This window comes from Pseudomonas sp. BCRC 81390 (genome assembly GCF_030341915.1).
GTDB lineage: Bacteria > Pseudomonadota > Gammaproteobacteria > Pseudomonadales > Pseudomonadaceae > Aquipseudomonas.
This window is the reverse complement of record NZ_JATAAG010000009.1, coordinates 127978-150391: the sequence shown is the minus strand read 5'-3', so window position 1 is coordinate 150391 and position 22414 is coordinate 127978. Positions and strand designations below refer to the sequence as shown.

Below are 22414 nucleotides of genomic sequence, written 5' to 3'. Positions count from 1 at the left end.
TATGTCGAAGCGTGGCGTGCTTGCGCGGTTGCTTGGCCTGTGCACAGAGCGGGTGCCCGCCTGGGCGGCGGCGCTGGTCGCCCTGCTGTTGGGCGGCCTGCTGACGGCGGTTCTGGCGCTGGCTGCACAAACCTTCCACAAGCAGCAGTTGCGTCAGCGCTTCGAGCTGCTGGCCAGCGAACGCTTCAGCCGCATCGCCGAACGCTTTGACGAACAGCAGCAGCGCCTGGATGGGCTGCGCCGGTTCTTCAGCTTTTCCAGGGTCGTCACCCCGCGCGAGTTCAATGGCTACACCCGGCCATTGTTGCACCGCACCCTGGGCTACGCCTGGGCGCCGCGTGTCGAAGCTGCGCAGCGCGCCGAATTCGAGCGTCAGGTTGGTGCGTATGACGGGCAGGGCTATGTGATCCGCGACCAGGACGAGCATGGTCGCTGGCACCCCGCTCCTTTGCGTGACCATTACTTCCCGGTGCTTTATAACCAGTCCGGCGAATTGCCCGGGCTGCCCATTGGGCTGGACCTCGCTGCCCAGGTTACCTCGCAAGCGGCGCTGGCGCGGGCGCTGGGGCCTGGCAGCATGGCGATTTCCGGGCCGCTGGCCATGTTCGATACCAGCACGGATGCGCGCGGCCTGTTGATGGTGGCGCCGGTATTCGCCGATGTCAGGCCCACCGGCGTGGCAGTGGGCTATGTCACGGCCTTGCTGAGCATGCGAGAGCTGGTCAGTGACGGGCGGCCGGTCGCGGTAGATGACAACCTGGTCGTGCGCATCGTCGACCCCGCCGGCTTGCATGGCCCCGAAGTGCTGTTCGATTCGCAGAACCCGGTCGCCCCCTTGGCGCTTGCCAGCACGCAACTGTTGCACCTGGCCGACCATCACTACCAGCTGAGTATCAGGCCGAGCCTGGCGTTCGTGCAGGCCAACCGCTCCTCGGCGGTGCTGGCAGTGAGCTTGCTCGGCGGAACGTTGAGCCTGCTGCTCAGCGTTTTGCTCTACAGCCTGTTCAGCCAGCACCAGCGCGCCCTGGCCCTGGTCGAGCAGCGTACAGCCGCGCTGCGGGTCAGCGAGCAGTCACTGCGAGATACCCATAACCAGCTGCGCAGCGTGCTGGATGCCGCGACCCAGGTGGCGATCATTGCTACCAACCTCAAGGGCGTGGTCAGCACGTTCAACGCTGGCGCCGAGCGCATGCTCGGTTACCAGGCCAGCGAGGCGATCGGCCGATTGCGCCTCGAGGACCTGGTACTGCCCGAGGAGCTGAGCCAGCGTGCCCACGCCTTGAGCCTGCATTACGGCCGACCGATCGCTGCTGGCCAGGCCATGTTCGCCGAAACGGTGCAGGCACACGGCGCCGAACCGGTGGAGTGGACCTTGTTGCGTGCCGATGGCAGCCAGCTGGTGGCCAACATGCTGGTCACCGCCATGCTCGATGAACAGGGGCTGTGGACGGGCTACCTGGCGATCTGCATCGATGTCACGGAACGGCGTCGGGTGCACGAGGCGCTGGCGGCGCGTGACCGCCTGCTGGAAAAACTCAGTGCCGAAGTGCCGGGTGGTATCTATCAGTACCGCCTGGATGGCAACGGCCATTCCTGTTTTCCCTATGCCAGCATGGGCCTGTACGACATCTACGAAATCGACCTGCAGCAGTTGCGCGAGGACGCGACGGTGGTATTCGAGCGCATCCACCCCGAGGACCTGGAGCGGGTGCGCCGTTCGGTGCGTTATTCGGCCGAGCACCTGTCACCCTGGCGCGAAGAGTATCGGGTCTGCCTGCCGCGCGCCGGGCTGCGCTGGGTACGTGGCGAGGCGACGCCGGAGGTGGGCGAGCAAGGATGCACCCTGTGGCATGGCTACCTGACCGATATCTCCGACCTGAAAAGCGTCGAGGAGGAGTTGCGGAGGCTGTCGGTGACCGACGCGCTGACGGGCATCCATAATCGCCGCTACTTCCAGGAACGGTTGAAATACGAGCTGGAGCGGGCCCAGCGCGACGGCCTGGCGCTGGCGGTGATCATGCTAGACATCGATCACTTCAAACGTGTCAACGATCGTTACGGCCATGCTGTCGGCGACCGCGTGCTACGCAGTTTGTGCCTGCGCATCGGCCAGCGTCTGCGGCGTACCGACGTGTTCTGCCGGCTGGGTGGCGAGGAATTCATGGTGCTGTGCCCCGGCAGCGATGCCGAGCAGGCGCGCTTGCTGGCGCTGGAGCTGTGGCAAGGGCTGCGCAATGTGCCGGTGGAAGGCGTGGGCAGGGTGACCGCGAGTTTTGGCGTGGCGGGGTGGCGGCCGGGGGAGGGGGCCGATGCCTTGCTATTGCGCGCCGATGCCGGAGTGTATGCGGCCAAGCAGGCCGGGCGCGACCGGGTGGAGGGGGAGTCGGGCTGATGTGGCAACTGCGAGCGATGCAGGAGCGGCCGTGTGTCGCAATGGGCTGCGTCGCAACACCCTTATTCCAGTTCGCAAGATGAACCGGTCGGGGCTGCTACGCAGCCCATTGCGAAACAAGGCCGTTCCTGCATCGAGCAGGTCAGCCGACCCGGGGTTGCAAGGCCGCTGAAGTCAGTTGGCCGCGGTGCTGTCGGCCAGCTTCGGCTGGCGGTACAGGTCCAGCAGCACCTGGTCGAGCACCTGCGATGCACCCCACGGTTTCGGGTCGTTGAGGATGGCCGCCACCGCCCAGGTATGACCATTGCTGTCACGGCTGAAGCCGGCGATCGCCCGCACGGTATTCAGCGTGCCGGTCTTGATGTGCCCTTCACCCGTCATTGCCGTGCGTTTCAGGCGCTTGCGCATGGTGCCGTCCATGCCCACCAGTGGCATCGAGCTGATGAACTCGGCAGCGTATGGGCTTTTCCAGGCGGCCTGCAGCATGGCGGCCATTTCCCGGGTACTGACCCGCTCGGCACGCGACAGGCCGGAGCCGTTTTCCATCACCAGGTGTGGTGCGGTAATGCCCTTTTTCGCCAGCCACTGACGCACCACGCGCTGGGCAGCGCGGGCATCGTCGCCATCGGCATCGGTGCGGAACTGCGCGCCGAGGCTGAGGAACAACTGCTGGGCCATGGTGTTGTTGCTGTACTTGTTGATGTCGCGGATCACTTCCACCAGGTCTGGCGAGAAGGCCCGCGCCAGCAGGCGCGCACTCTTGGGCACGTTCTCGAAACGATCGCCACCCTGGATGCTGCCGCCCAGCTCGTTCCAGATCGCGCGTACGGCACCGGCGGCGTAGGTGGGGTGGTCAAGCAGCGACAGGTAGGTTTGCGAGTTGCAGCCCTCACCCAGCTGGCCGCTGACCGTTACGCTGATGCCATCGGCCTGTTGCACCGGGTTGTAGCGTACGTCACCCGAGCACTGCCTGGAGGCGACTGCCTTGACCTGGTTGTCGATGCGGATACTGGCAATCGGTGGCTCGACCGCGACGGTGACCTTGCCGCCGTCATTGCGGGCGACGAAGCGCAAGGCCTTGAGGTTGACCATCAAGGCATCCGGCTTGACCAGGAACGGCTTGTTCACGTCGCCGCCGTCATCGTTGAACTGCGGCAGGTTGGGCTGCACGAAGTGGCTGCGGTCCAGCACCAGATCGCCGGTGACGGTGCGCACGCCATTGGCGCGCAGGTCACGCATCAACAGCCACAGCTTTTCCATGTTCAGTTTCGGGTCGCCACCGCCTTTGAGGTACAGGTTGCCGTTGAGCACCCCGTTGCTGAGGGTGCCGTCGGTGTAGAACTCGGTCTTCCACTGAAAGGTCGGGCCAAGCAGTTCAAGGGCTGCGTAGGTGGTAACCAGCTTCATGGTCGAGGCCGGGTTCACCGACACGTCGGCATTGAACACGGTCGGTGTGCCGGGGCCGTCCAGCGGCAGCATCACCAGCGACAGCGCCGAGTCCTGCAGCTTGCTGGCTTTGAGGGCTTGCTGCACTTTGGCGGGCAGGGTGGTATTCACGGCAGCGGCTTGGCTGGGCAGGGCGAATGGCAGCAGCAGGCCGGCAAGTACAAGGGGACGAAGCGTTTTGATCATGGTCAGTAAACACCCTGCGGCGAGGGGAAAGGGCATTGGGGCTGTACAGGATGATGGCCCCAGGACGAAAGAATGCGCATTATGCCCCAAGCGCAGCGACGATGCGCCAGGTTCGACAGAAAACCACCCACCTGGGTAAAGCACGGCCCGAAAAAAAAGGCCACCCGCGAAGGTGGCCTTTTCGGCGATCGGGCCGGTATTACTCGGCCTTGTTGATCGGCTTTTCCGGGTACCAGGCGTCCAGCAGCGGGCTGACTTCGATCTTGGTCAGTTCGCTGCGGCCCTTGAGCCAGGCTTCAACGGCTGCACGCTGTTCTTCGCTGACCGAGCCGCGTTTGACCGAGCACACCAGGCCGAAATCGTCACCGCCTACATAGTCCAGGCCGTTGGCGTCCATGGCTTCTGCCAGGAACGCGTCGAGGAAAGCATCGATTGCCTGGTCATCCAGATCTTCCTTGAATTCCAGGTTCAGCTCGAAGCCCAATTCCTGAAACTCGTCGACACACAGCTTCTTGCGCAGACGACGGGAGCGGTTTGTGGCCATGAAACAATCCTCTTAGGTAATAACGCCGCGCAGTCTACCAGTTAACACGCCTGGCTGCCTGTCTGTGTGCAGGTATCTGCGGCCAGTTCCCTGGCCAGGGCTCGCTCCACCCGGCCCATGTGCCGCGCCAGTGCCTGGCGTCGCAGGCGCAGCTGGGCGGTGGACAGGCCGCTGGCTTCCAGGGCTTCGCAGGCTGCCATCAGCTCGGGCGCTTCCAGCATGCGTGCGGCGCTGAGTACCTTGTGCGCCTGTTCGGCGATGGCGATGCTGTCGTGCTGCGGATCCAGCGCCATCAACGTGGCCAGGTCGGCCTGCAGGCTCTGCCGCAAGGCCTCGAGGAAGCGCTGACGGTCGTTGGGGTCGTGCCCGACCACAGCGGCCAGACCATCGAGGTAATACAGCTTGCGCCGACGTGGCTGCGAACGGCGCGGGCGAATGCCGGCCAGGCGCTGGCTGAGGGTGCTGAGGCTGATGGGCTTGAGCAGGCAGTCATCCATGCCGGCATTGAGGCATTTGCGCCGTACCTCGGGCTGCGCGTTGGCGGTGTAGCCAAGAATGGTGCAGCGCGGGCGTTTGCCGTGGCTTTCCTCGGCCCGTACCGCGGACGCCAGTTGATAGCCGTTCATGTGCGGCATGTTGCAGTCGAGCACCAGCACATCGAAGTCGCCCGCCCGCCAGGTGGCCAGGCCTTCGTGACCGTCGGATGCGCTGGCATGTTCCAGGCCCAGGTAATTAAGTTGCTGTGCCATCAGTTGCAGGTTGGCCGGATGGTCGTCGATCACCAGCACGCTCAGCCGTGGGTCAGGCACCTCGAGCTCCTCGGGCAGCGGAGCCGCCAGCGCTGCACCGTCGACCCGCTGCAGCGGCATCTTCAAGCGTACCTGGGTGCCGACATCTTCCAGGCTTCTGATACTCAGGGTGCCGCCCATCATTTCGCACAGGTTGCGGCAGATGGCCAGGCCGAGTCCGGTGCCGGCGCGGGCACCCTGGCTGTGCGGGTTGGCCTGGATGAACGGGTTGAACAGGCGTTGCAGGTCGTCAGCCGGTATGCCGATGCCACTGTCGCGCACTTCCAGCTCCAGCACAGGGGGGCTGCAGGCTTCATCCAGGCTGACGCAGATGCGCACCTGGCCGTGTTCGGTGAACTTGATGGCGTTACTCACCAGGTTGGACAGCACCTGCTTGAAACGCAGCGGGTCGAGCTGTGCATGGCAGCGTGCGGCGGGGTCGATCAGTACTTCCAGGGCCAGGCCTTTCTGCCGTGCCTGACCCTCGAAGATGCGCCCCACCGATTCGACCAGGCCCGCCAGGTCGACCACCTCAGGGGCAAGGTTCAAGTGCCCGGACTCGATGCGCACGATATCGAGGATGTCGCCGATCAGGCCCAGCAGGTCCTTGGCCGAATGGTGGGCCAGCTCCAGTGCGCTGCGGTCCACCCGGCCCTGGTCGGCACGCTTGACGGCCAGTTCCAGCATGCCGATGACCGCGTTCATCGGGGTCCGGATCTCGTGGCTGATGGTCGCCAGGAACGTACTCTTGGCGCGGTTGGCATCGTCGGCCTGCTGCTTGGCCTGGCGCAGCTCCATCACCAGCTGGCGGCGATCACTGATGTCGATCCAGCCGCCAATGATGCCCTGCACCTCGCCCAGCGAGTCGCGATACGGAAGTATCCAGTGATAGATGGTCATCTCGCGGCCCTTGATCCGTAGCGGGCGGTCCATGATCAGCGGGGTGCCGGCTGCCATCACCCTCTGGTAATCCGCTTCGATCTGGCGGATATGTTCGTACTCTGCGAACAGGCTGTCGTTCAGGCGTTTGCCTATGACCTCATCGGAGCAGGCCTGCACAGCTTCCAGGTAACTGAAGTTGCAACTTTGCAGGCAGCCGTCGCGGTCGCGCACGTACATGGGATGGGGCGTGCCATTGAGCAGGGCGCGCATGAACGCCAGCTGGTCGTTCAGCGCACGTTCTGCGCGTTGACGTTGACTGATCTGCAGGCGCAGGCGGGCGTTCCACAGCAAGGCCAGCAGCAAGAGCACGGCAGCGCCCAGCACCAGTTGCACTGCGAGCCGACGGTAGTCCTGGCCGTTGCCGTCATCGTGCAGGCCGAAGCCGCGCCAGCGGTTGTTGATCACCCCCAGCTCCTCTGGCGAGATGCTCATCAGTGCCTTGTCGAGGATCGATACCAGCACCGCGGAAGAGGGGTCGGAGGCCATGGCGAAATTGGCTGGTTCGCTGCCAATGGTGGTGCGGATGACCAGCTCGGGGTTGCTGGCCAGGGCGTGGTTGGCGTCGACCAGGGGGGTGATCAGCGCGTCGACCGCGCCACTCTTGAGCAACGCCACGGAATAGAACGTGCTTTCCGTTTCTACCCAGCCAACCTGCGGATAATTGCGCGACAGCATGGCGTCCATCGCGCTGTAGCGGTTGATGGCAATGCGGCGCCCTTGCATCTGGTCCAGCGAGGTCAGCGCTTCGTTGTCCTTGCGGCTGACCAGCACGTAGGCGCTTTCCAGGTAGGGGCGACTGATTTGCAGGTTGCCCTCGGCCTGCCCGCCAGTGGTCAGTGCGGCGATGACGTCGGCGCGGCCATCCTTTAGGCGGGCAATCATGTCGGCTATGCCACTGGCGCGCTGCACGTCGAAGCGCAGGCCGGTACGCAGGCGAATGAGTTCCAGCAGGTCGGCGGTAATCCCGCGGAAATAGCCCGCAGCATCGAAATAGGACAACGGCGCGGCGGTGTCATCGATCACCACGCGCATCACCGGGTGGTCCCGCAACCACTGTTCCTCGGCCTCGGTCAGTTGCAGCTTGCGCTCGCTCAGCAGCAGATCGCCACCGGCGCTCCAGCGCTTGAAAATGCTGGCGCGTATGGCCGAGGGCTGGCTATCCAGCACGCCATTCACCAGCTCCATCAGCAGCTTGTCCTGCTGGCGCAGGGCAAAGCCGAAGCCGATGGCCTCATGCTTGCCGAAACTGGCCATGCGCAGGCGCGGCAAATGGCCTCGGTTCAGCTGGTAGTGGGTGGAAATGGTATCGCCGATGAACACGTCGGCCTGGCCGAACGCAACCGCGTTCAAGGCCTCGCTGGACGAGCCGAAAGCCAGCAACTCAGCCTGGGGATAGGCACTGAGCACCTCCCGCCTGGGCAGGTAATGGTAGAGCATGCCAAGGCGCATGCCGGGCAGCCCCCTGTCGAGTGCGCGGCTTTCGTCTTCCCGCGTTACCAACACCGGTTGGTCGACGGCATAGGGCTGCGAAAGCGCCAGGCCGTCGGCAGCTGCCTCGTAGCCATTGGCACTGCCAAGCAGGTCGATGTCGCCACGCCGCAACGCTTTCACCGCGGCCTGCCGATTGGAAAAGCGCAGTACCTTGACCGGCAAGCCCAGTGCCTTGCCGATCAGGCTGGCGTATTCGGCTGTCAGGCCCTGGTATTCACGGCCGCCGCTGGTGATGTCGAATGGCGGGTAGTCCGGTGCCGAGGTGCCCAGCACCAGTTCCTGACGGGTTTCCAGCCACCGCCGTTGATCGGCGGTGAGGGCTGGCTGGGCGGGCCGGGCGGTTGACCGGGCCAGCAGCGTGTAGGACGAGGCCCCTGGAGGGGTAGCCTGTGCCACGCTGCTGAACAGGAGCAGGGCGAGCAGCAGGCGAGCGATGTGACACGCCATGACAACCTCAGACCAAAGCGTTGCGCTTGGCCATTTCGATCAGGTCGACCAGCGTGTCGGCCTGAAGTTTGTGCATGAGGCGCTTCTTGTAGGTGCTGACCGTCTTGCTGCTGAGAAACATGCCCTTGGCTATTTCCTTGTTGCTGCGCCCCTGGGCGAACAGTTGCAACACCATCAGTTCGCGGTCATTCACCTGTCGGAAAAGTTTCAGGTCGGCATCCACCGCCTGGTTGTGCTTTATGGCCTGGCTGGGGAAATAGTTGTAACCGGCCAGCACGGCCTTGATTGCACTCAGCAGTTCGCTCAGGTCCTCCTGCTTGCAGACATAGCCTGCGGCGCCCGAGTGCATGCAGCGCACGGCAAACAATGCCGGTGATTGCGCAGTCAACACCAGAACCTTCAGGGGCAACGCCATGGCCTGAAAGCGGGAAAGCACTTCCAGCCCGTCCAGCTTGGGGATGCTGATGTCGAGAATGACCAGGTCGGGGTTGGTTTCGCGAATCATCTGCATGGCGTCCACGCCGTTGTCCGACTCGCCGACAATCTTGTAGTTCTGGTTTTCCAGCAACATACGCACGGCCAGGCGGATGACAGGATGGTCGTCGACAATAAATATGGATTGCATGTTCAACTTCCCTGCGGGCTATCGAGGTGACAGGCGGCACCTTATCGCAGTTGGAAGTCATCGGGGACGTGAGGAAGGGCTATTAACCCTATATGGGAAATGGCTTACACGATTATGCAAGTCTGGCTACGAAATATGGATGTTCTGCTGAAAGTCAAAGCAAGTTTGGTAACCAATTTTTAATGTTTAATCGCATTGTTTATATTGCCGATTATATATGTAGGAAGTTTCCTTCGGTCAGCGCTGGCAGCCCCGGGCAGGGCCCGGGCTGCAGTGGCGCGGTTCAGGCCGGGCTTGAACGCCCGGTCATCTCGCGTGCCATTTCGCTGGCATAGCTGTCGGTCATCCCGGCGATGAAGTCGATCATGCGCAGGAAGGCACTATAGAGAGAACCGTGCGGGTCAGGGGCGTTGTTGCCGATCAGGTCCAGCACCCGGCGGCTCTTGAACGAGGGCGTGCGCCCCCCGTGTTGCTCGAGGGCAGCGCCACAGAAGGTGTTCAGCAGAATTTCCAGGGTGGTGTAGGCGCCGATCTCGTGCAAGGTCTTGCGTTTGTCCTGGAAGATTTTGTTGCGTGCCATGGCCTTGGCCTGCAGTACGCAGCGTTTGGCCGGGCCATGCATGTGCTCGACCAGGTCGCCCACCAGCTGGCCGCCCAGCAAGGCCTGCTGTTGCTCGACGAAGGCATGCGCGGCGGCGTTGGTCAGATGTTCGATGGCCTTGCCGCGCAGGATGGCCAACTTGCGCCGGCGGGAATCGCCCGGGCCGAGCTGGCGGTAGGTTTCCGGCAGGTCCTCGCCGACCAGGTCGAGCAGCAGCGCTTCGACTTCGGCGTATTGCAGCAGCTCCATTTCCAGGCCGTCTTCCAGGTCGATCAGCGCATAGCAGATGTCATCGGCGGCCTCCATCAGGTACACCAGCGGGTGGCGCGCCCAGCGCTGATGCTCCAGTTGCGGCAGGCCAAGCTTGCGGGCGATCTGCTCGAGCAGCGGCAGCTCGCTCTGGTAGCTGCCGAACTTGTGTTTCTTGTAGCCCAGGGCGTCGGCGTGGCGGGCGCTCCACGGGTATTTCAGGTAGGTGCCGAGGGTGGCATAGGTCAGCCGGGTACCGCCATCGAACTGGTGATACTCCAGCTGGGTGAGTACGCGAAAGCCTTGGGCATTGCCTTCGAAGTTGAGGAAGTCGGCGCGCTCGTCGTCGCTCATGTCGTCCAGCCAGCCACGTCCGGCGGCCTGCTGGAACCAGTGGCGGATGGCGTCTTCGCCGGAGTGGCCAAACGGAGGGTTGCCGATGTCATGAGCCAGGCAGGCCGATTGCACGATCATCCCCAGGTCGCTCGGGGCGCACCAGTCCGGAAGGTTGTCGCGCAGGGTTTCGCCGACGCGCATGCCCAGCGAGCGTCCCACGCAGCTGACCTCCAGCGAGTGGGTCAGGCGTGTGTGGATATGGTCATTGCTGGAAACCGGGTGCACCTGGGTCTTGCGCCCGAGGCGGCGGAAAGCGCCGGAGAAGATGATGCGGTCGTGGTCTTTGTGAAAGGGGCTGCGCCCGAGCTCATCGGCGCTGTACAGCGCTTTGCCCAGGCGTTCGCGGGTGAGCAGGGTGTGCCAGTCCAAGGCGCGGTCTCCTGTGCATCGAAGGCGATAGCTTCCTGTGTCGTGCGTCCTTGCGCAAGGGGCAGTTGCATACCTGGGCTGTGGCAGTGGCCTGATCCGCGAATGCGCCGGTGGTCGAACTGCGCATTCGCGAATCAACCCGCTCCCACAGGGGCTGACGCTACAGGATTGATTCAGCCCGTCAGGGGCGGCGGCTGCCTTGCAGGTACAGGCGCACCAACGGTAGCAAGGTGCTGCCCAGGCGCAACAGCCGCGCGAGGTTGCCGCTGCGCACGCCCTTGCCGGTGAGGAAACCCAGCGCTACTACAGCGCCAATTCCCCACAGCGGTGCATGCTTGATGCCCAGCCCGTCTTGCAGCGAGTTGCCCATGCCGCGCACGCGGCGCAGCGGCTCGAGCAACTGCCCGGACTCATGGCGGATTTCCTGGCGGTGCATTTCCATGCGCAGGCGCAACAGTGCCTTGCGCAATTCACGCGGGTTACGCGTGCTTGGCAGTTCTGGCAGGCTCATGGCAACAGGCGCTCCCGGTCCTTGGCGAGTTCCTCGAGGGTGGCACCGAATGGTGACGACTCATCGAACACCGCAGCTTTCAGGCGCAATCCGCAGTACAGCGCGGCAATCCCGTAGAACACGCACAGGCCGATGATGCCAGCCAGGCGATAACTGTCCCACAGCAGCACCAGCAGCAGCCCGGACAGGGCCGTCAGCAGCAGCAAGGCGAACACCAGGGCCAGGCCGGCGAACAACAGCAGGCTCAAGGTGCGGCCCTTCTGCTCTTGCAGTTCGATGCCGAACAGTTCGATATGGCTGTGCAGCAGCCCCAGCGCGGCCGCACCCAGGCGCTTGCCTGCAGCGCTGGCGCCGTTGGCGTCGTTATCCATGTTATCCCCTCAGTGGCGGTTGGCCAGCAGGCCGATCAACAGCCCGACGCCCGCTGCGATGCCGATCGCCTGCCACGGGTTTTCCTGCACGTATTGCTCGGCGCTGCCCAACGCTGCCTGGCCGCGCTCGCGCACCGAGTCCTGGGTCAGCTGCAAGGTTTCGCGGGCCTGGGCCAGGCGCTCGTGAATCTGCCCGCGCAATTCGTCCGCCTGGTCGCCGGCCAGGTTGGCGGTGTCAGCCAGCAGCTTCTCGGTGTCGCGCACCAGTGCCTGGAAGTCAGCCATCAATATCTCTTGTGCAGTCTTTGCCGATTTGCTGGCCATGGGTGTCTCCCTGTCGATGAATGTTGGTAGTTCGAGTGATAGCACATGCCGAAGGTTCAAGTGCCGCTGCTGGTATGGGCCTTGCTAGGGCTTTGCCACGTTGCGGGGCGCTCCAGGCAGGTAGTGCGCCGATTCAGGGCGTCAACGCAGCGGCTACCGATAAACCTTAACCCAATCCACGACAATCCCAAGAAAAAACCGCGCAGGCTCCGCCAGGCTCACCGAAACAGGGCAAGGGGTTGGCACCGATCAGGTGCATGGATGCAGGTTCTTGAACTGTTCTGGTGCCTTTTCAACAGGTCTGCCTACTTCATGGAAAACATGCACAGCGCGATGGACACTCTGGTCCACGGTTCCAACACTCTGTTCATTCTCATGGGCGCCATTCTGGTGCTGGCCATGCATGCCGGCTTCGCGTTTCTCGAAGTGGGCACGGTGCGCCACAAGAACCAGGTCAATGCCTTGTCGAAGATTCTCAGCGATTTTGCCGTCTCGGCGCTGGTGTACTTCTTCGTCGGCTACTGGATCGCCTATGGGGTCAGTTTCCTGCAGCCGGCCGCCGCCCTGGCGGCCGACCAGGGGTATGCGCTGGTAAAGTGCTTCTTTCTGCTGACCTTTGCCGCAGCGATCCCGGCGATCATCTCCGGGGGCATTGCCGAGCGGGCGCGCTTCGTGCCGCAGTTGTGTGCCACGGCGCTGATCGTGGCGTTTGTCTACCCGTTCTTCGAAGGGCTGGTGTGGAACGGCAACCTGGGCTTGCAGGCTTGGTTGCAGGCCCGCTTTGGCGCGCCGTTTCATGATTTTGCCGGCTCGGTGGTGGTGCACGCCATGGGCGGCTGGCTGGCCTTGGCGGCGGTGCTGCTGCTGGGCGCGCGACGCGGGCGCTATCGCGATGGCCGGTTGGTGGCCTTTGCGCCATCCAGCATTCCCTTCCTGGCGCTGGGGTCGTGGATCCTGATCATTGGCTGGTTCGGTTTCAACGTCATGAGTGCACAGACCCTGCAGGGAATCAGTGGCCTGGTGGCGATCAACTCGCTGATGGCCATGGTCGGTGGCACCCTGTCGGCCTTGCTGGCCGGGCGTAACGACCCAGGTTTCCTGCATAACGGGCCGCTGGCCGGGCTGGTGGCGGTGTGTGCAGGTTCCGACCTGATGCACCCGATCGGCGCGCTGGTCACCGGGCTGGTCGCAGGCGGGCTGTTCGTCTGGACCTTCACCGCGGCACAGAACCGCTGGAGGATCGACGATGTCCTGGGCGTATGGCCATTGCATGGCCTGTGTGGCGTGTGGGGCGGCATTGCCTGTGGTGTGTTCGGCCAGGCGGCCCTGGGCGGCATGGGCGGGGTCAGCCTGGTCAGCCAGTTGCTGGGCAGCCTTCTGGGCGTGCTGGTGGCGCTGGCCGGTGGCTTTGCCGTGTACGGTGCGATCCGCGCACTGCTTGGCCTGCGCTTGAGCCATGAGCAGGAGTTCCAGGGGGCCGATCTGTCGTTGCATCGTATCGGCGCGACCAGTCAGGACTGAACCTGATCAGGTGCGCATGGGGCAGGAGCGGCCTAGAATAGGCTTCCCCCCATGCCAAAACCGGAACCTGCCCCATGCTGCCTGAATGCCAACTATTCGGCACCCTCGGCTGCCACCTGTGCGAAGTGGCCGAGGCCGTGCTGATGCCCTTTGTCGATCACGGCCTGCTGGTGGAACTGGTCGACATTGCCGAAAGCGAGGCCATGTTCGAGCGTTACGGCCTGATCATTCCAGTGCTGCGGCGCTGCGACAACGGTGCTGAGCTGCATTGGCCGTTCGATGCCGAGCAGGTCGTGGCGTTTCTCGCGCAATGACGGCACCAGGGGAGGCGCCTCCCTGCTCCATGTGGCGCGCTGCGTCGTGATGATCTCTTGCCGGCATGCTGAGGCCGGCCTTTTCCACCGATCATCAGGACTCCAACCATGCTCATTTCCCCCCATTTCACCCTCGCTGAAATGACCGTTTCGCAGCTCGCCGCCAGGGAAGGGCTTGACAACGACCCGCCAGCCGAGGCGCGTGCCAACCTGCAACTGTTGTGCAATGTCCTGGAGCAGGTTCGCGCGCTGTTCGGCGCACCGGTCATCGTCAGCAGTGGCTATCGCAGCCCGGCAGTCAACAGCCGCATTGGCGGGGCGCCTTCAAGCCAGCATCTGCAAGGGCTGGCCGCCGACTTTACGGTGGTCGAAGTAAGCCCGCGCGAAGTCGCGCGCCGCATCAGCGAAAGCGCCATTTCCTTCGACCAACTGATCCTCGAGTTCGACCAATGGGTGCATCTGTCGGTGACGCCGGGCACGCCACGACGACAGGTGCTGACGATTCGCAGCGGTAGCGGCTACGAGGAGGGGCTGCAATGAAGCGCATTGACGAAGGCAAGGGGATGTTCGTATGCTGTATATAAATACAGTGCCGAGGTAAAGCCATGCTCAATGTCGAGCAACTCAAGTACAGCGTCAACCGCATGCCCGTCGAACGGGTGGCGGACGCCGTTCTGGAACTGCGCCTCGAAGGCCTGGTCACCGACGACCGTACACCATTTGGCAAGGTACACTTCAATACCTGCTTTGCAGAAATTGAAGCCTTGTTTCAGCGTGCCGGCTACCACCGCGGGCTGGATGTGGTGGGTTACCAGGGGTTGCTGTATGCCCTGTACGACCCTGGCCGCTGGGAGCCGGTGCAGGTACTGCGTTGGCTGAAGGACCGTAGCGAGGCGATGGCCAAGGCTGGTTGAGGGCGCGGGCTTGGGCGATAATGCGTGGCCGTGAATGTTTCGAGCCCCGCCATGACCACGCCTTTCGACCCCGCCCGCCAGCAAGCCAGCACGGTGTGCCTGCCACCCGGAAACTGGGCGACGGTACTTGACTGCCTGTGTGACCATTTCAAGGCCATCGACCGGGCTCAATGGCTCGATCGCTTTGCCCGCGGGCGGGTGCTGGATGCCGAGGGGCGCGTTGTCGCGGCCGAGCTGCCGTATAAACGGGGCATGCGTTTGCACTACTTTCGAGAAGTGCCGAACGAGCGGCCGATTCCGGTGCAGGAGGCGGTGTTGCACGTGGATGAGCACCTGGTGGTGGCGGACAAGCCGCATTTCCTGCCGGTGACCCCGACCGGAGAATACGTCGAGCAGACCTTGCTGCGCCGCCTGATCCATCGCCTCGGCAACCCACACCTGGTGCCGTTGCACCGTATCGACCGGCATACGGCCGGGCTGGTGCTGTTTTCTGCCAATCCGCAGAGTCGCAGTGCCTATCAGCGGCTATTCCCCGAGCGGCGCATCGAAAAGCGCTACCAGGCGATTGCCGCAGCCATGCCGCAACACGATTTTCCGCTGGTGCATAAAAGCCGCCTGGTGCATGGCGAGCCGTTTTTCCGCATGCACGAAGTGGAAGGGGAGGCCAACAGCGAAACCTGGGCCGAAGTGCTGGAGAAGCATGGCGACCTGTGGCGCTATGGGTTGTCACCGGTCACCGGCAAGACCCACCAGTTGCGTGTGCACATGGCGGCATTGGGTGCGGGGATCAGCAATGATCCGTTCTATCCGCAGTTGCTCAAGGAGGCGGATGACTACCAGCGGCCGTTGAAACTGCTGGCGCAGAGCTTGCGTTTCGAGGATCCACTGAGTGGCGAAGAGCGCTATTTCGAGAGCCGCTTGCGCCTGGATTGGTAATCTCGTGGCTGCACCGGCTGTGCCGGTGATCGCGGTAGCTGGTACCATCTGTGCCAATGATCGCCGCTGAAGCCGCTCCTGCACGTAAGGCGCCAATTGTAGGAGCGGATTCATCCGCGAAACCGGCGACGCGGTGGCTGGTACCGGCTGTGCCGGTGATCGCAGCTGAAGCCGTTCCTACAAGCCGACGCACCAGTGGAAACCGCCTTAGCGGTTGAAACGCTCCACCAGTGAGTACTGGGTACCCGCAGTGCTGGTCAGCTCTTCGCTGAGCAGCGCCGAATGCTGAGCCTGTTCGGCCGTCTGGTCGGCAAGCTCGGCAATGGTGCTGATGTTGCGGCTGATCTCGTCGGCTACCGCCGTCTGCTCTTCTGTCGCGGCGGCGATCTGGGTCGCCATGTCGGTGATATTGGCCACCGCTTCGCTGATTCCGACCAGTGCCTCGTCGGCCTGCATCACGCGGTCGACGCCTTCCTGCGCCTGGCGGTGGCCGGTTTCCATGGTCAGTACGGCATTGCTGGCAGTCTGTTGCAGCTTGGCGATAAGCCCGTGAATCTGCCCGGTGGACTCGGCGGTGCGCTGTGCCAGCTGGCGCACTTCGTCGGCCACCACGGCAAAGCCACGGCCCATTTCACCGGCACGTGCTGCTTCGATGGCTGCGTTCAATGCCAGCAGGTTGGTCTGATCGGCGATCCCCTTGATCACGTCGACCACGCCACCAATCTCGTCACTGTCCTTGGCCAGCTGGGTGACCGTCTGGCCAGTCTCGCCCACCGCCGCCGACAAGCGCTCGATGGCTTCGCGGGTTTCCCCGGCAATCTGCCGCCCCTGGCTGGTCAGGCGGTTGGCTTCCTGGGTGGCATCGGCGGTACGCTGCACATGGTTGGCCACTTCCTGGGTGGTGGCGGCCATCTGGTTCACTGCGGCGGCGACTTGCTCGGTTTCCACGCGCTGGCGTTCCAGCCCCGAAGAGCTCTTGTGCGCCAGGGCGTCGGACTGGCGCGCCTGTTCGCTGAGGTGTTCGGCGCTGTCCTGCAAGCGGGTCAGGCAGGTTTTCATGCGTGCATCCTGGCTCAGCATGGCCATTTCCAGGCGTGCCTGTACCCCGCGGCTGTCGGTGTACATCTGTGCGATCAGCGGGTCGGAGGTGGTCTGCTCGGCCAGGCGCAGCAGGCGCTTGAGGCCGCGCTGCTGCCAGCCCAGGCCGAGCAGGCCGAGCGGTACGGAAAGCCCGGCGGCCAGGGCGAAGCCCCAGGAATGGCCGAGCCAGTTGCCAATCAGGAAGCCCACCTGGCTGATCAGGATGAACGGCAGCCAGTCCTGCAGTACCGGTAGCCACTTGTCGCGGCGTGGTACGGGCGGCTTGCCCTGGTTGATGCGCTGGTAGAGTGCCTCGGCGCGACGAATCTGTTCGGCACTGGGCTTGACCCGCACCGATTCGAAGCCAACCACCTGGTTATTGTCGAAGATCGGCGTGACGTAGGCGTTGACCCAGTAGTGGTCGCCGGACTTGCAACGGTTCTTGACGATACCCATCCACGGCTGGCCCTGCTTGAGGGTTTGCCACATGTGCGCGAACACGGCTGGCGGCACGTCCGGGTGGCGCACCAGGTTATGTGGCGCACCGGTCAATTCTTCGCGGGTGAAACCACTTATCTCGATGAAAGCATCGTTGCAGTAAGTGATCACCCCTTTGGCATTGGTGGTGGAGATCAACCGCTGCTGGGCAGGGAAAGTCCTTTCTCTCTGGGTAATCGGCTGGTTGTTACGCATGGGTTGATAGTCCGCAGGGCTTTCCAAAGCTATCGGCAAGCCCTTGGTTTTATTGAGTGAATATTTGCAAGGCTTGATCTATGGCAATGAGCCATTATGTAATCCGGGTTAGTCGCCAGGCACGTTCAAGCGTGTTTGCGTCATTATTGCGTTTTTTTTGCGGATTAATGACGCAGAAGTCAGATGATGACCGATTAGCTAGCCAAGAGCCAGCATCGGGTAGCTGAACAGCGCGAAATGCACCAGGTTCACGCCGAAATGGCAAAGCACGGCTGCCGCCACGCCGCCCCAGCGGTACGCCAGGCCATAGCCCACACCAGCGAGGGTGGCCAGGAATACCCACTGCCAGCCAGCCCCCAGGTGGGCCAGGCCGAACAGCATGGCGGCTGCGAACAAGGCCAGCCCCTGATGGCGCAGAAGGCGCTGCAGGCTGCCTTGCAGATAACCGCGAAACAGCAGCTCTTCGGTCAGGCTGACCAACAACAGGTTGTTCAACAGCCACAGCCAGGCCTGTTCGGGCCATTTCGGCGCCCATGCAACCATGCCCAGTGCCCAGGCGCCGCCCAGGCAGGCCAGCAGGGTCAGGGGCAGGGCGCACAGCAGACTGGCCGGCAGCCCCTGGCTGCGCCACAGGACCAGCCAACGGCAGGCCAGCAGCAGCCAGGCGCCGATCAGCGGCTTGTCCAGGTTCAGGTACATCGTGAACGGCTGGGCGCCGGGGCTGAGGGTAGCGCTGTCGATGACCTTGGCTGCGTTGAAACCGGGCAGCCAGTGCAGTGCCAGGGCGATCGCCAGCAGGATGAACACCATATGGCCCAGGGCTTGGAGCCAGCGCTGCGGGCGGCCAGCAAGCAGGGCGCTGGTAAGCAGGGCGAGGACGCTGGGCAGGGTCGCGATGCCAAGGTTGCCGTGGCGCAGGGCAAGCGTGTAACCGAGGGCCAGGAGTAGCAGAGCGATCAGGTGGAGGCGGGGCACAGTGGTCCTTCTCGGGCAAATGGAAACGGGCCGCTGCCTAATGCCAGTCAGTTAAGCAATCTGGGCCGCTTTGCGGCCCTTCGCGGGCAAGCCCGCTCCCACAGATTCAGCGCCGAGCTTTGGAAATGCGCGGTCCCTGTGCGAGCGGGCTTGCCCGCGAAGGGCTGCAGAGCAGCCCTAGTAAAGTCTGCTGGAACCTTAACTGACTGGCATTAGGCCGCTGCCCATCTATCGTAGGAGCGGCCCAAGCATACCCGGTTCAGCCCGTGATCAACTGACGCAACACGTAATGCAGGATTCCCCCGGCCTTGAAATACTCCACCTCGTTCAAGGTATCAATCCGGCACAGCACCTCGATCTGTTCCTGCTGCCCGTCTTCGCGGGTGATGCGCAAGGGCAGGCTCATGCCCGGATGCAACTGCGCGCCGGTCAGGCCCAGGACATCGATCTGTTCCTTGCCGGTCAGCCCCAGCTGCTTGCGGTTGTGCCCGGCCATGAATTGCAGTGGCAGCACGCCCATGCCAACCAGGTTGGAGCGATGAATGCGTTCGAAGCTCTCCGCCAGTACGGCCTTGACCCCCAGCAGGTTGGTACCCTTGGCTGCCCAGTCGCGGCTCGAACCGGTACCGTATTCCTGCCCGGCAACCACCACCAGCGGGGTGCCAGCCTGCTGGTAGCGCATGGCGGCGTCGTAGATCGACAGTTTTTCACCGCTGGGCACGTGCAAGGTGTTGCCGCCTTCCTCGCCCGCGAGCATTTCGTTGCGGATCCGGATATTGGCGAAGGTGCCACGCATCATCACTTCATGGTTGCCGCGCCGCGAGCCGTAGGAGTTGAAATCGCGTGGTTCCACGCCTTGTTCCCGCAGGTAGCGCCCGGCCGGGCTGTCGGCCTTGATGTTGCCGGCCGGGGAAATGTGGTCGGTGGTCACCGAGTCGCCCAGCAGCGCCAGTATTCGTGCGTTGCGGATATCCGTCACCTGCGGCGGTGGCCCGCCGATGCCGTCGAAGAAGGGAGGATGCTGGATATAGGTGGAATCGGCCTGCCACACGTAGGTCGCCGCCTGGGGCACTTCGATCGCCTGCCACTGCGCATCGCCGGCGAACACTTCGGCGTATTCCTTGTGGAACATCGCCGTATCGACCTTGGCCACGGCCGCGGCAATTTCCTGCTGGCTGGGCCAGATGTCGCGCAAGTACACCGGCTGGCCGTCCTTGCCGATGCCCAGCGGGTCGCTGGTCAGGTCCAGGCGTACGGTGCCGGCCAGGGCATAGGCCACCACCAGCGGAGGCGAGGCCAGCCAGTTGGTCTTCACCAGCGGGTGCACGCGGCCTTCGAAGTTGCGGTTGCCCGACAACACCGAGGCTACGGTGAGGTCGGCGCTGCCAATGGCCTTTTCGATCGCGTCATCCAGCGGGCCGGAGTTGCCGATGCAGGTCGTGCAGCCATAGCCGACCAGGTCGAACCCCAGTTGGTCGAGGTAGGTGTCGAGCCCGGCGGCCTTGAAGTAGTCGGTGACGACCTTGGAACCCGGCGCCAGCGAACTCTTGACCCAGGGTTTGCGTTGCAGGCCTTTTTCCAGGGCCTTTTTCGCCACCAGCCCGGCGGCCATCATCACGCTGGGGTTGGAGGTGTTGGTGCAGGAGGTGATCGCAGCGATCACCACCGCGCCATCGCGCAGGGTATGGGTCTGGCCTTGGTGGCTGTAGTCGACTTCCCCGGCCTGGTCGGCGTTGCCCACCGCCACGCCGCCGCCACCTTCGCTTTCCAGTCGACCGACTTCCTTGGCCAAGGGTTTGGGTTGCAGTTCGATAAAATGGTCGAAGGCCTGGCGCACCTGGCCCAAGGCCACTCGGTCCTGCGGCCGCTTGGGCCCGGCCAGGCTGGCCTCCACCTCGTGCATGTCCAGCGCCAGGCTGTCGCTGAACAGCGGCTCCTGTCCTGGCAGCCGCCACAAGCCCTGGGCTTTGCAGTAGTGCTCGACCAGTCGCACGGTCGCCTCGGGGCGGCCGGACAGGCGCAGGTAGTCCAGGGTTACCTGGTCGACCGGGAAGAAACCGCAGGTGGCACCGTATTCCGGGGCCATGTTGGCGATGGTTGCGCGGTCGGCCAGGGGCAACTCGGCCAGGCCATCGCCATAGAACTCGACGAACTTGCCGACCACGCCCTTCTTGCGCAACATCTGCGTCACCGTCAGCACCAGGTCGGTGGCGGTAATGCCTTCGCGCAGCTTGCCGGTCAGCTTGAAGCCGATCACTTCCGGGATCAGCATCGACACCGGCTGGCCGAGCATGGCCGCCTCCGCTTCGATGCCGCCCACGCCCCAGCCGAGCACGCCCAGGCCATTGATCATGGTGGTGTGCGAATCGGTGCCGACCAAGGTGTCCGGGAAGGCATAGGTGCGGCCGTCGGCCTCACGGGTCCAGACGGTGCGGCCCAGGTATTCCAGGTTGACCTGGTGGCAGATCCCGGTGCCTGGCGGTACCACACGGAAGTTGTCGAAGGCGCTCTGGCCCCAGCGCAGGAACGCATAGCGTTCACCGTTGCGCTGCATTTCGATGTCGACGTTCTCGCTGAAGGCTTGTGGTGTACCGTAGCGGTCGACCATCACTGAATGGTCGATCACCAGGTCCACCGGCGACAATGGGTTGATCCGCTGCGGGTCGCCACCGGCCTTGGCCATGGCAGCGCGCATGGCGGCCAGGTCGACCACGGCCGGTACGCCGGTGAAGTCCTGCATCAGTACCCGTGCCGGGCGGTACTGGATTTCGCGGTCGGAGCGCCGCTCGCCCAGCCATTGGGCGAGCGCGCGCAGGTCCTCGCCGGTAACGGTCTTGCCGTCCTCCCAGCGCAGCAGGTTTTCCAGCAGCACCTTCAGCGACATGGGCAGGCGCTGCAGGTCGCCCAGCTGCCGGGCGGCTTCGGTGAGGCTGAAGTAGTGGTAGGTCTGGTCGCCGACCTTGAGGGGCTTGAGTGTGTTCAGGCTATCGAGCGAGGGCATTGCCAACTCCTTCTGCGCCGGTGCCCGGCACGACTCAGGTGTTCCGGGGCACCGCTCTGTATCGGTCCGCAGGCTACGGACCTGGCTGAAAGGTCAGGTTAGACCGCTTTGCGCCACCTGACCCTTTTCTGGACCGGCGGGGCGTGTCGCGGGTTCCAATCTTCCTTTATCATCGCCGCCCTGCCGGCGCCTGTGGCGCGCCCGCCGTAGTGGAGTGAGAAATGAATACCCTGTTCATGCATTGCCGGCCCGGTTTCGAGGGCGAGGTCTGCGCTGAGATCAGCGAACATGCCGCCCGCCTGGGTATCGCCGGTTATGCCAAAGGCAAGCCGCACAGTGCCAGCGCCGAGTTTGTCTGCAGCGAGGAGGGCGGTGCCGAGCGTTTGATGGGGGAACTGCGCTTCAATCAGCTGATTTTCCCGCGGCAATGGGCCCGTGGCGGTTATGTCGAGTTGCCGGAGAACGACCGCATCAGTGTGCTGCTGGCGCACCTGGCGGGGTTACCGGTGTTCGGCAGCCTGTGGCTGGAGGTGCTGGACAGCAACGAAGGTAAGGAATTGTCCACCTTCTGCCGCAAATTCGAGGTGCCGCTGCGCAAGGCGCTGGAAAAGGCCGGTCGCCTGGTCGACGACGCCAGCCGTCCACGCCTGCTGCTTACCTTCATCAGTGGCCGGCGCGTGTTCGCCGGCGTTGCCCCGGCCAACAACAGCGCGCTGTGGCCCATGGGTATCCCACGGCTGAAGTTCCCCCGTGAGGGACCTAGCCGCTCGACCCTCAAGCTGGAAGAGGCCTGGCATCAGTTCATTCCCCGTGAACAATGGGCGCAGCGCCTGGGTGATGACATGACCGGTGTCGACCTGGGGGCCTCGCCGGGTGGTTGGACCTACCAGCTGGTGCGTCGGGGCATGCTGGTGACGGCCATCGACAACGGGCCGATGGCCGAAAGCCTGATGGATACCGGGCTGGTCCAGCACCTGATGGCCGATGGTTTTACCTGGCAGCCGAAGCAGCCGGTGGACTGGATGGTATGCGACATCGTCGAGAAGCCGGCGCGCACTACCTCGCTGATCGAAACCTGGCTGGGCGAGGGGCTGTGCCGCGAAGCGGTGGTCAACCTGAAATTGCCGATGAAACAGCGCTACGCCGAGGTACGGCGGTTGCTCGAGCGCATGGAGGCGACATTCAAGGCACGCAAGATCAAGGTGTCGATTGCCTGCAAGCAGCTTTACCACGACCGTGAGGAAGTGACTTGCCATTTGCGCCGGATGGACTTGAAACCGCGTTGAGCACAGCCCGGA

18 protein-coding genes are annotated in these 22414 nt (G+C 63.7%); 7 read left to right on the top strand and 11 right to left on the bottom strand.

The window, feature by feature from the left end; all coding sequences use genetic code 11:
• Position 1 precedes the first annotated feature (1 nt).
• Positions 2 to 2392, top strand: a complete 2391-nt coding sequence (locus QSV36_RS04385; RefSeq protein ID WP_289130188.1) for a sensor domain-containing diguanylate cyclase — start codon at positions 2 to 4, stop codon at positions 2390 to 2392.
• 174 nt (positions 2393 to 2566) lie between these two features.
• On the opposite strand, the gene dacB is transcribed toward QSV36_RS04385, so the two are convergent.
• The 8 genes from dacB to QSV36_RS04345 all read right to left on the bottom strand — a co-directional run bounded on the left by dacB (position 2567) and on the right by QSV36_RS04345 (position 11682).
• Positions 2567 to 4024, bottom strand: a complete 1458-nt coding sequence (gene dacB / locus QSV36_RS04380; protein ID WP_289130186.1) for a D-alanyl-D-alanine carboxypeptidase/D-alanyl-D-alanine endopeptidase — start codon at positions 4022 to 4024, stop codon at positions 2567 to 2569.
• A gap of 199 nt (positions 4025 to 4223) precedes the next feature.
• Entirely contained in the window at positions 4224 to 4568 is a 345-nt protein-coding gene (locus tag QSV36_RS04375; protein WP_004376110.1) for a YggL family protein, read from the bottom strand.
• 41 nt (positions 4569 to 4609) lie between these two features.
• Positions 4610 to 8236 (bottom strand): ATP-binding protein, encoded by a 3627-nt coding sequence (locus QSV36_RS04370; RefSeq protein WP_289130183.1) that lies wholly within the window; start codon positions 8234 to 8236, stop codon positions 4610 to 4612.
• 7 nt (positions 8237 to 8243) lie between these two features.
• Positions 8244 to 8861, bottom strand: coding sequence for a response regulator transcription factor (locus tag QSV36_RS04365; RefSeq protein WP_225776998.1), 618 nt, complete (start codon positions 8859 to 8861; stop codon positions 8244 to 8246).
• A gap of 283 nt (positions 8862 to 9144) precedes the next feature.
• Entirely contained in the window at positions 9145 to 10476 is a 1332-nt protein-coding gene (locus tag QSV36_RS04360; RefSeq protein WP_289130182.1) for a deoxyguanosinetriphosphate triphosphohydrolase, read from the bottom strand.
• Positions 10477 to 10657: 181 nt separating this feature from the next.
• Positions 10658 to 10987: a hypothetical protein gene (locus QSV36_RS04355; RefSeq protein ID WP_289130181.1), complete on the bottom strand. Its 330-nt coding sequence runs from the start codon at positions 10985 to 10987 to the stop codon at positions 10658 to 10660.
• Complete coding sequence (locus tag QSV36_RS04350; RefSeq protein WP_225777001.1) at positions 10984 to 11358, bottom strand: phage holin family protein; 375 nt, start codon at positions 11356 to 11358, stop codon at positions 10984 to 10986. The genes QSV36_RS04355 and QSV36_RS04350 overlap by 4 nt, the downstream gene beginning before the upstream one ends.
• A 9-nt stretch (positions 11359 to 11367) precedes the next feature.
• Positions 11368 to 11682: an ElaB/YgaM/YqjD family protein gene (locus tag QSV36_RS04345; RefSeq protein WP_170029062.1), complete on the bottom strand. Its 315-nt coding sequence runs from the start codon at positions 11680 to 11682 to the stop codon at positions 11368 to 11370.
• A 312-nt stretch (positions 11683 to 11994) separates the two neighbouring features.
• Between QSV36_RS04345 and QSV36_RS04340 the strand changes: the two genes are divergently transcribed.
• From QSV36_RS04340 to QSV36_RS04320, 5 genes are all read left to right on the top strand, one after another.
• Positions 11995 to 13203 (top strand): ammonium transporter, encoded by a 1209-nt coding sequence (locus QSV36_RS04340; RefSeq protein ID WP_289130179.1) that lies wholly within the window; start codon positions 11995 to 11997, stop codon positions 13201 to 13203.
• Between the two features lie 74 nt (positions 13204 to 13277).
• Positions 13278 to 13517, top strand: coding sequence for a glutaredoxin family protein (locus QSV36_RS04335; RefSeq protein WP_225777004.1), 240 nt, complete (start codon positions 13278 to 13280; stop codon positions 13515 to 13517).
• Between the two features lie 108 nt (positions 13518 to 13625).
• Positions 13626 to 14057: a D-Ala-D-Ala carboxypeptidase family metallohydrolase gene (locus tag QSV36_RS04330; RefSeq protein WP_289130176.1), complete on the top strand. Its 432-nt coding sequence runs from the start codon at positions 13626 to 13628 to the stop codon at positions 14055 to 14057.
• A gap of 65 nt (positions 14058 to 14122) precedes the next feature.
• A complete protein-coding gene (locus QSV36_RS04325; protein WP_225777006.1) occupies positions 14123 to 14431 on the top strand; it encodes a transcriptional regulator in 309 nt (102 codons plus the stop codon).
• Between the two features lie 51 nt (positions 14432 to 14482).
• Positions 14483 to 15367 (top strand): pseudouridine synthase, encoded by an 885-nt coding sequence (locus QSV36_RS04320; RefSeq protein WP_289130173.1) that lies wholly within the window; start codon positions 14483 to 14485, stop codon positions 15365 to 15367.
• Positions 15368 to 15574: 207 nt separating this feature from the next.
• Here the strand turns inward: QSV36_RS04320 and QSV36_RS04315 are convergent, their stop codons facing one another.
• From QSV36_RS04315 to acnA, 3 genes are all read right to left on the bottom strand, one after another.
• Complete coding sequence (locus QSV36_RS04315) at positions 15575 to 17140, bottom strand: methyl-accepting chemotaxis protein (protein ID WP_289130171.1); 1566 nt, start codon at positions 17138 to 17140, stop codon at positions 15575 to 15577.
• A gap of 198 nt (positions 17141 to 17338) precedes the next feature.
• Positions 17339 to 18115: a CPBP family intramembrane glutamic endopeptidase gene (locus QSV36_RS04310; RefSeq protein ID WP_289130168.1), complete on the bottom strand. Its 777-nt coding sequence runs from the start codon at positions 18113 to 18115 to the stop codon at positions 17339 to 17341.
• Between the two features lie 259 nt (positions 18116 to 18374).
• The gene (gene acnA, locus QSV36_RS04305) at positions 18375 to 21116 is read right to left on the bottom strand and encodes an aconitate hydratase AcnA (RefSeq protein WP_289130165.1); all 2742 of its coding nucleotides are present in this window, start codon (positions 21114 to 21116) and stop codon (positions 18375 to 18377) included.
• 221 nt (positions 21117 to 21337) lie between these two features.
• Here acnA and rlmM point away from each other — a divergent pair, with 221 nt between their 5' ends.
• Positions 21338 to 22402: a 23S rRNA (cytidine(2498)-2'-O)-methyltransferase RlmM gene (gene rlmM / locus QSV36_RS04300; protein ID WP_289130163.1), complete on the top strand. Its 1065-nt coding sequence runs from the start codon at positions 21338 to 21340 to the stop codon at positions 22400 to 22402.
• Positions 22403 to 22414 lie beyond the last annotated feature (12 nt).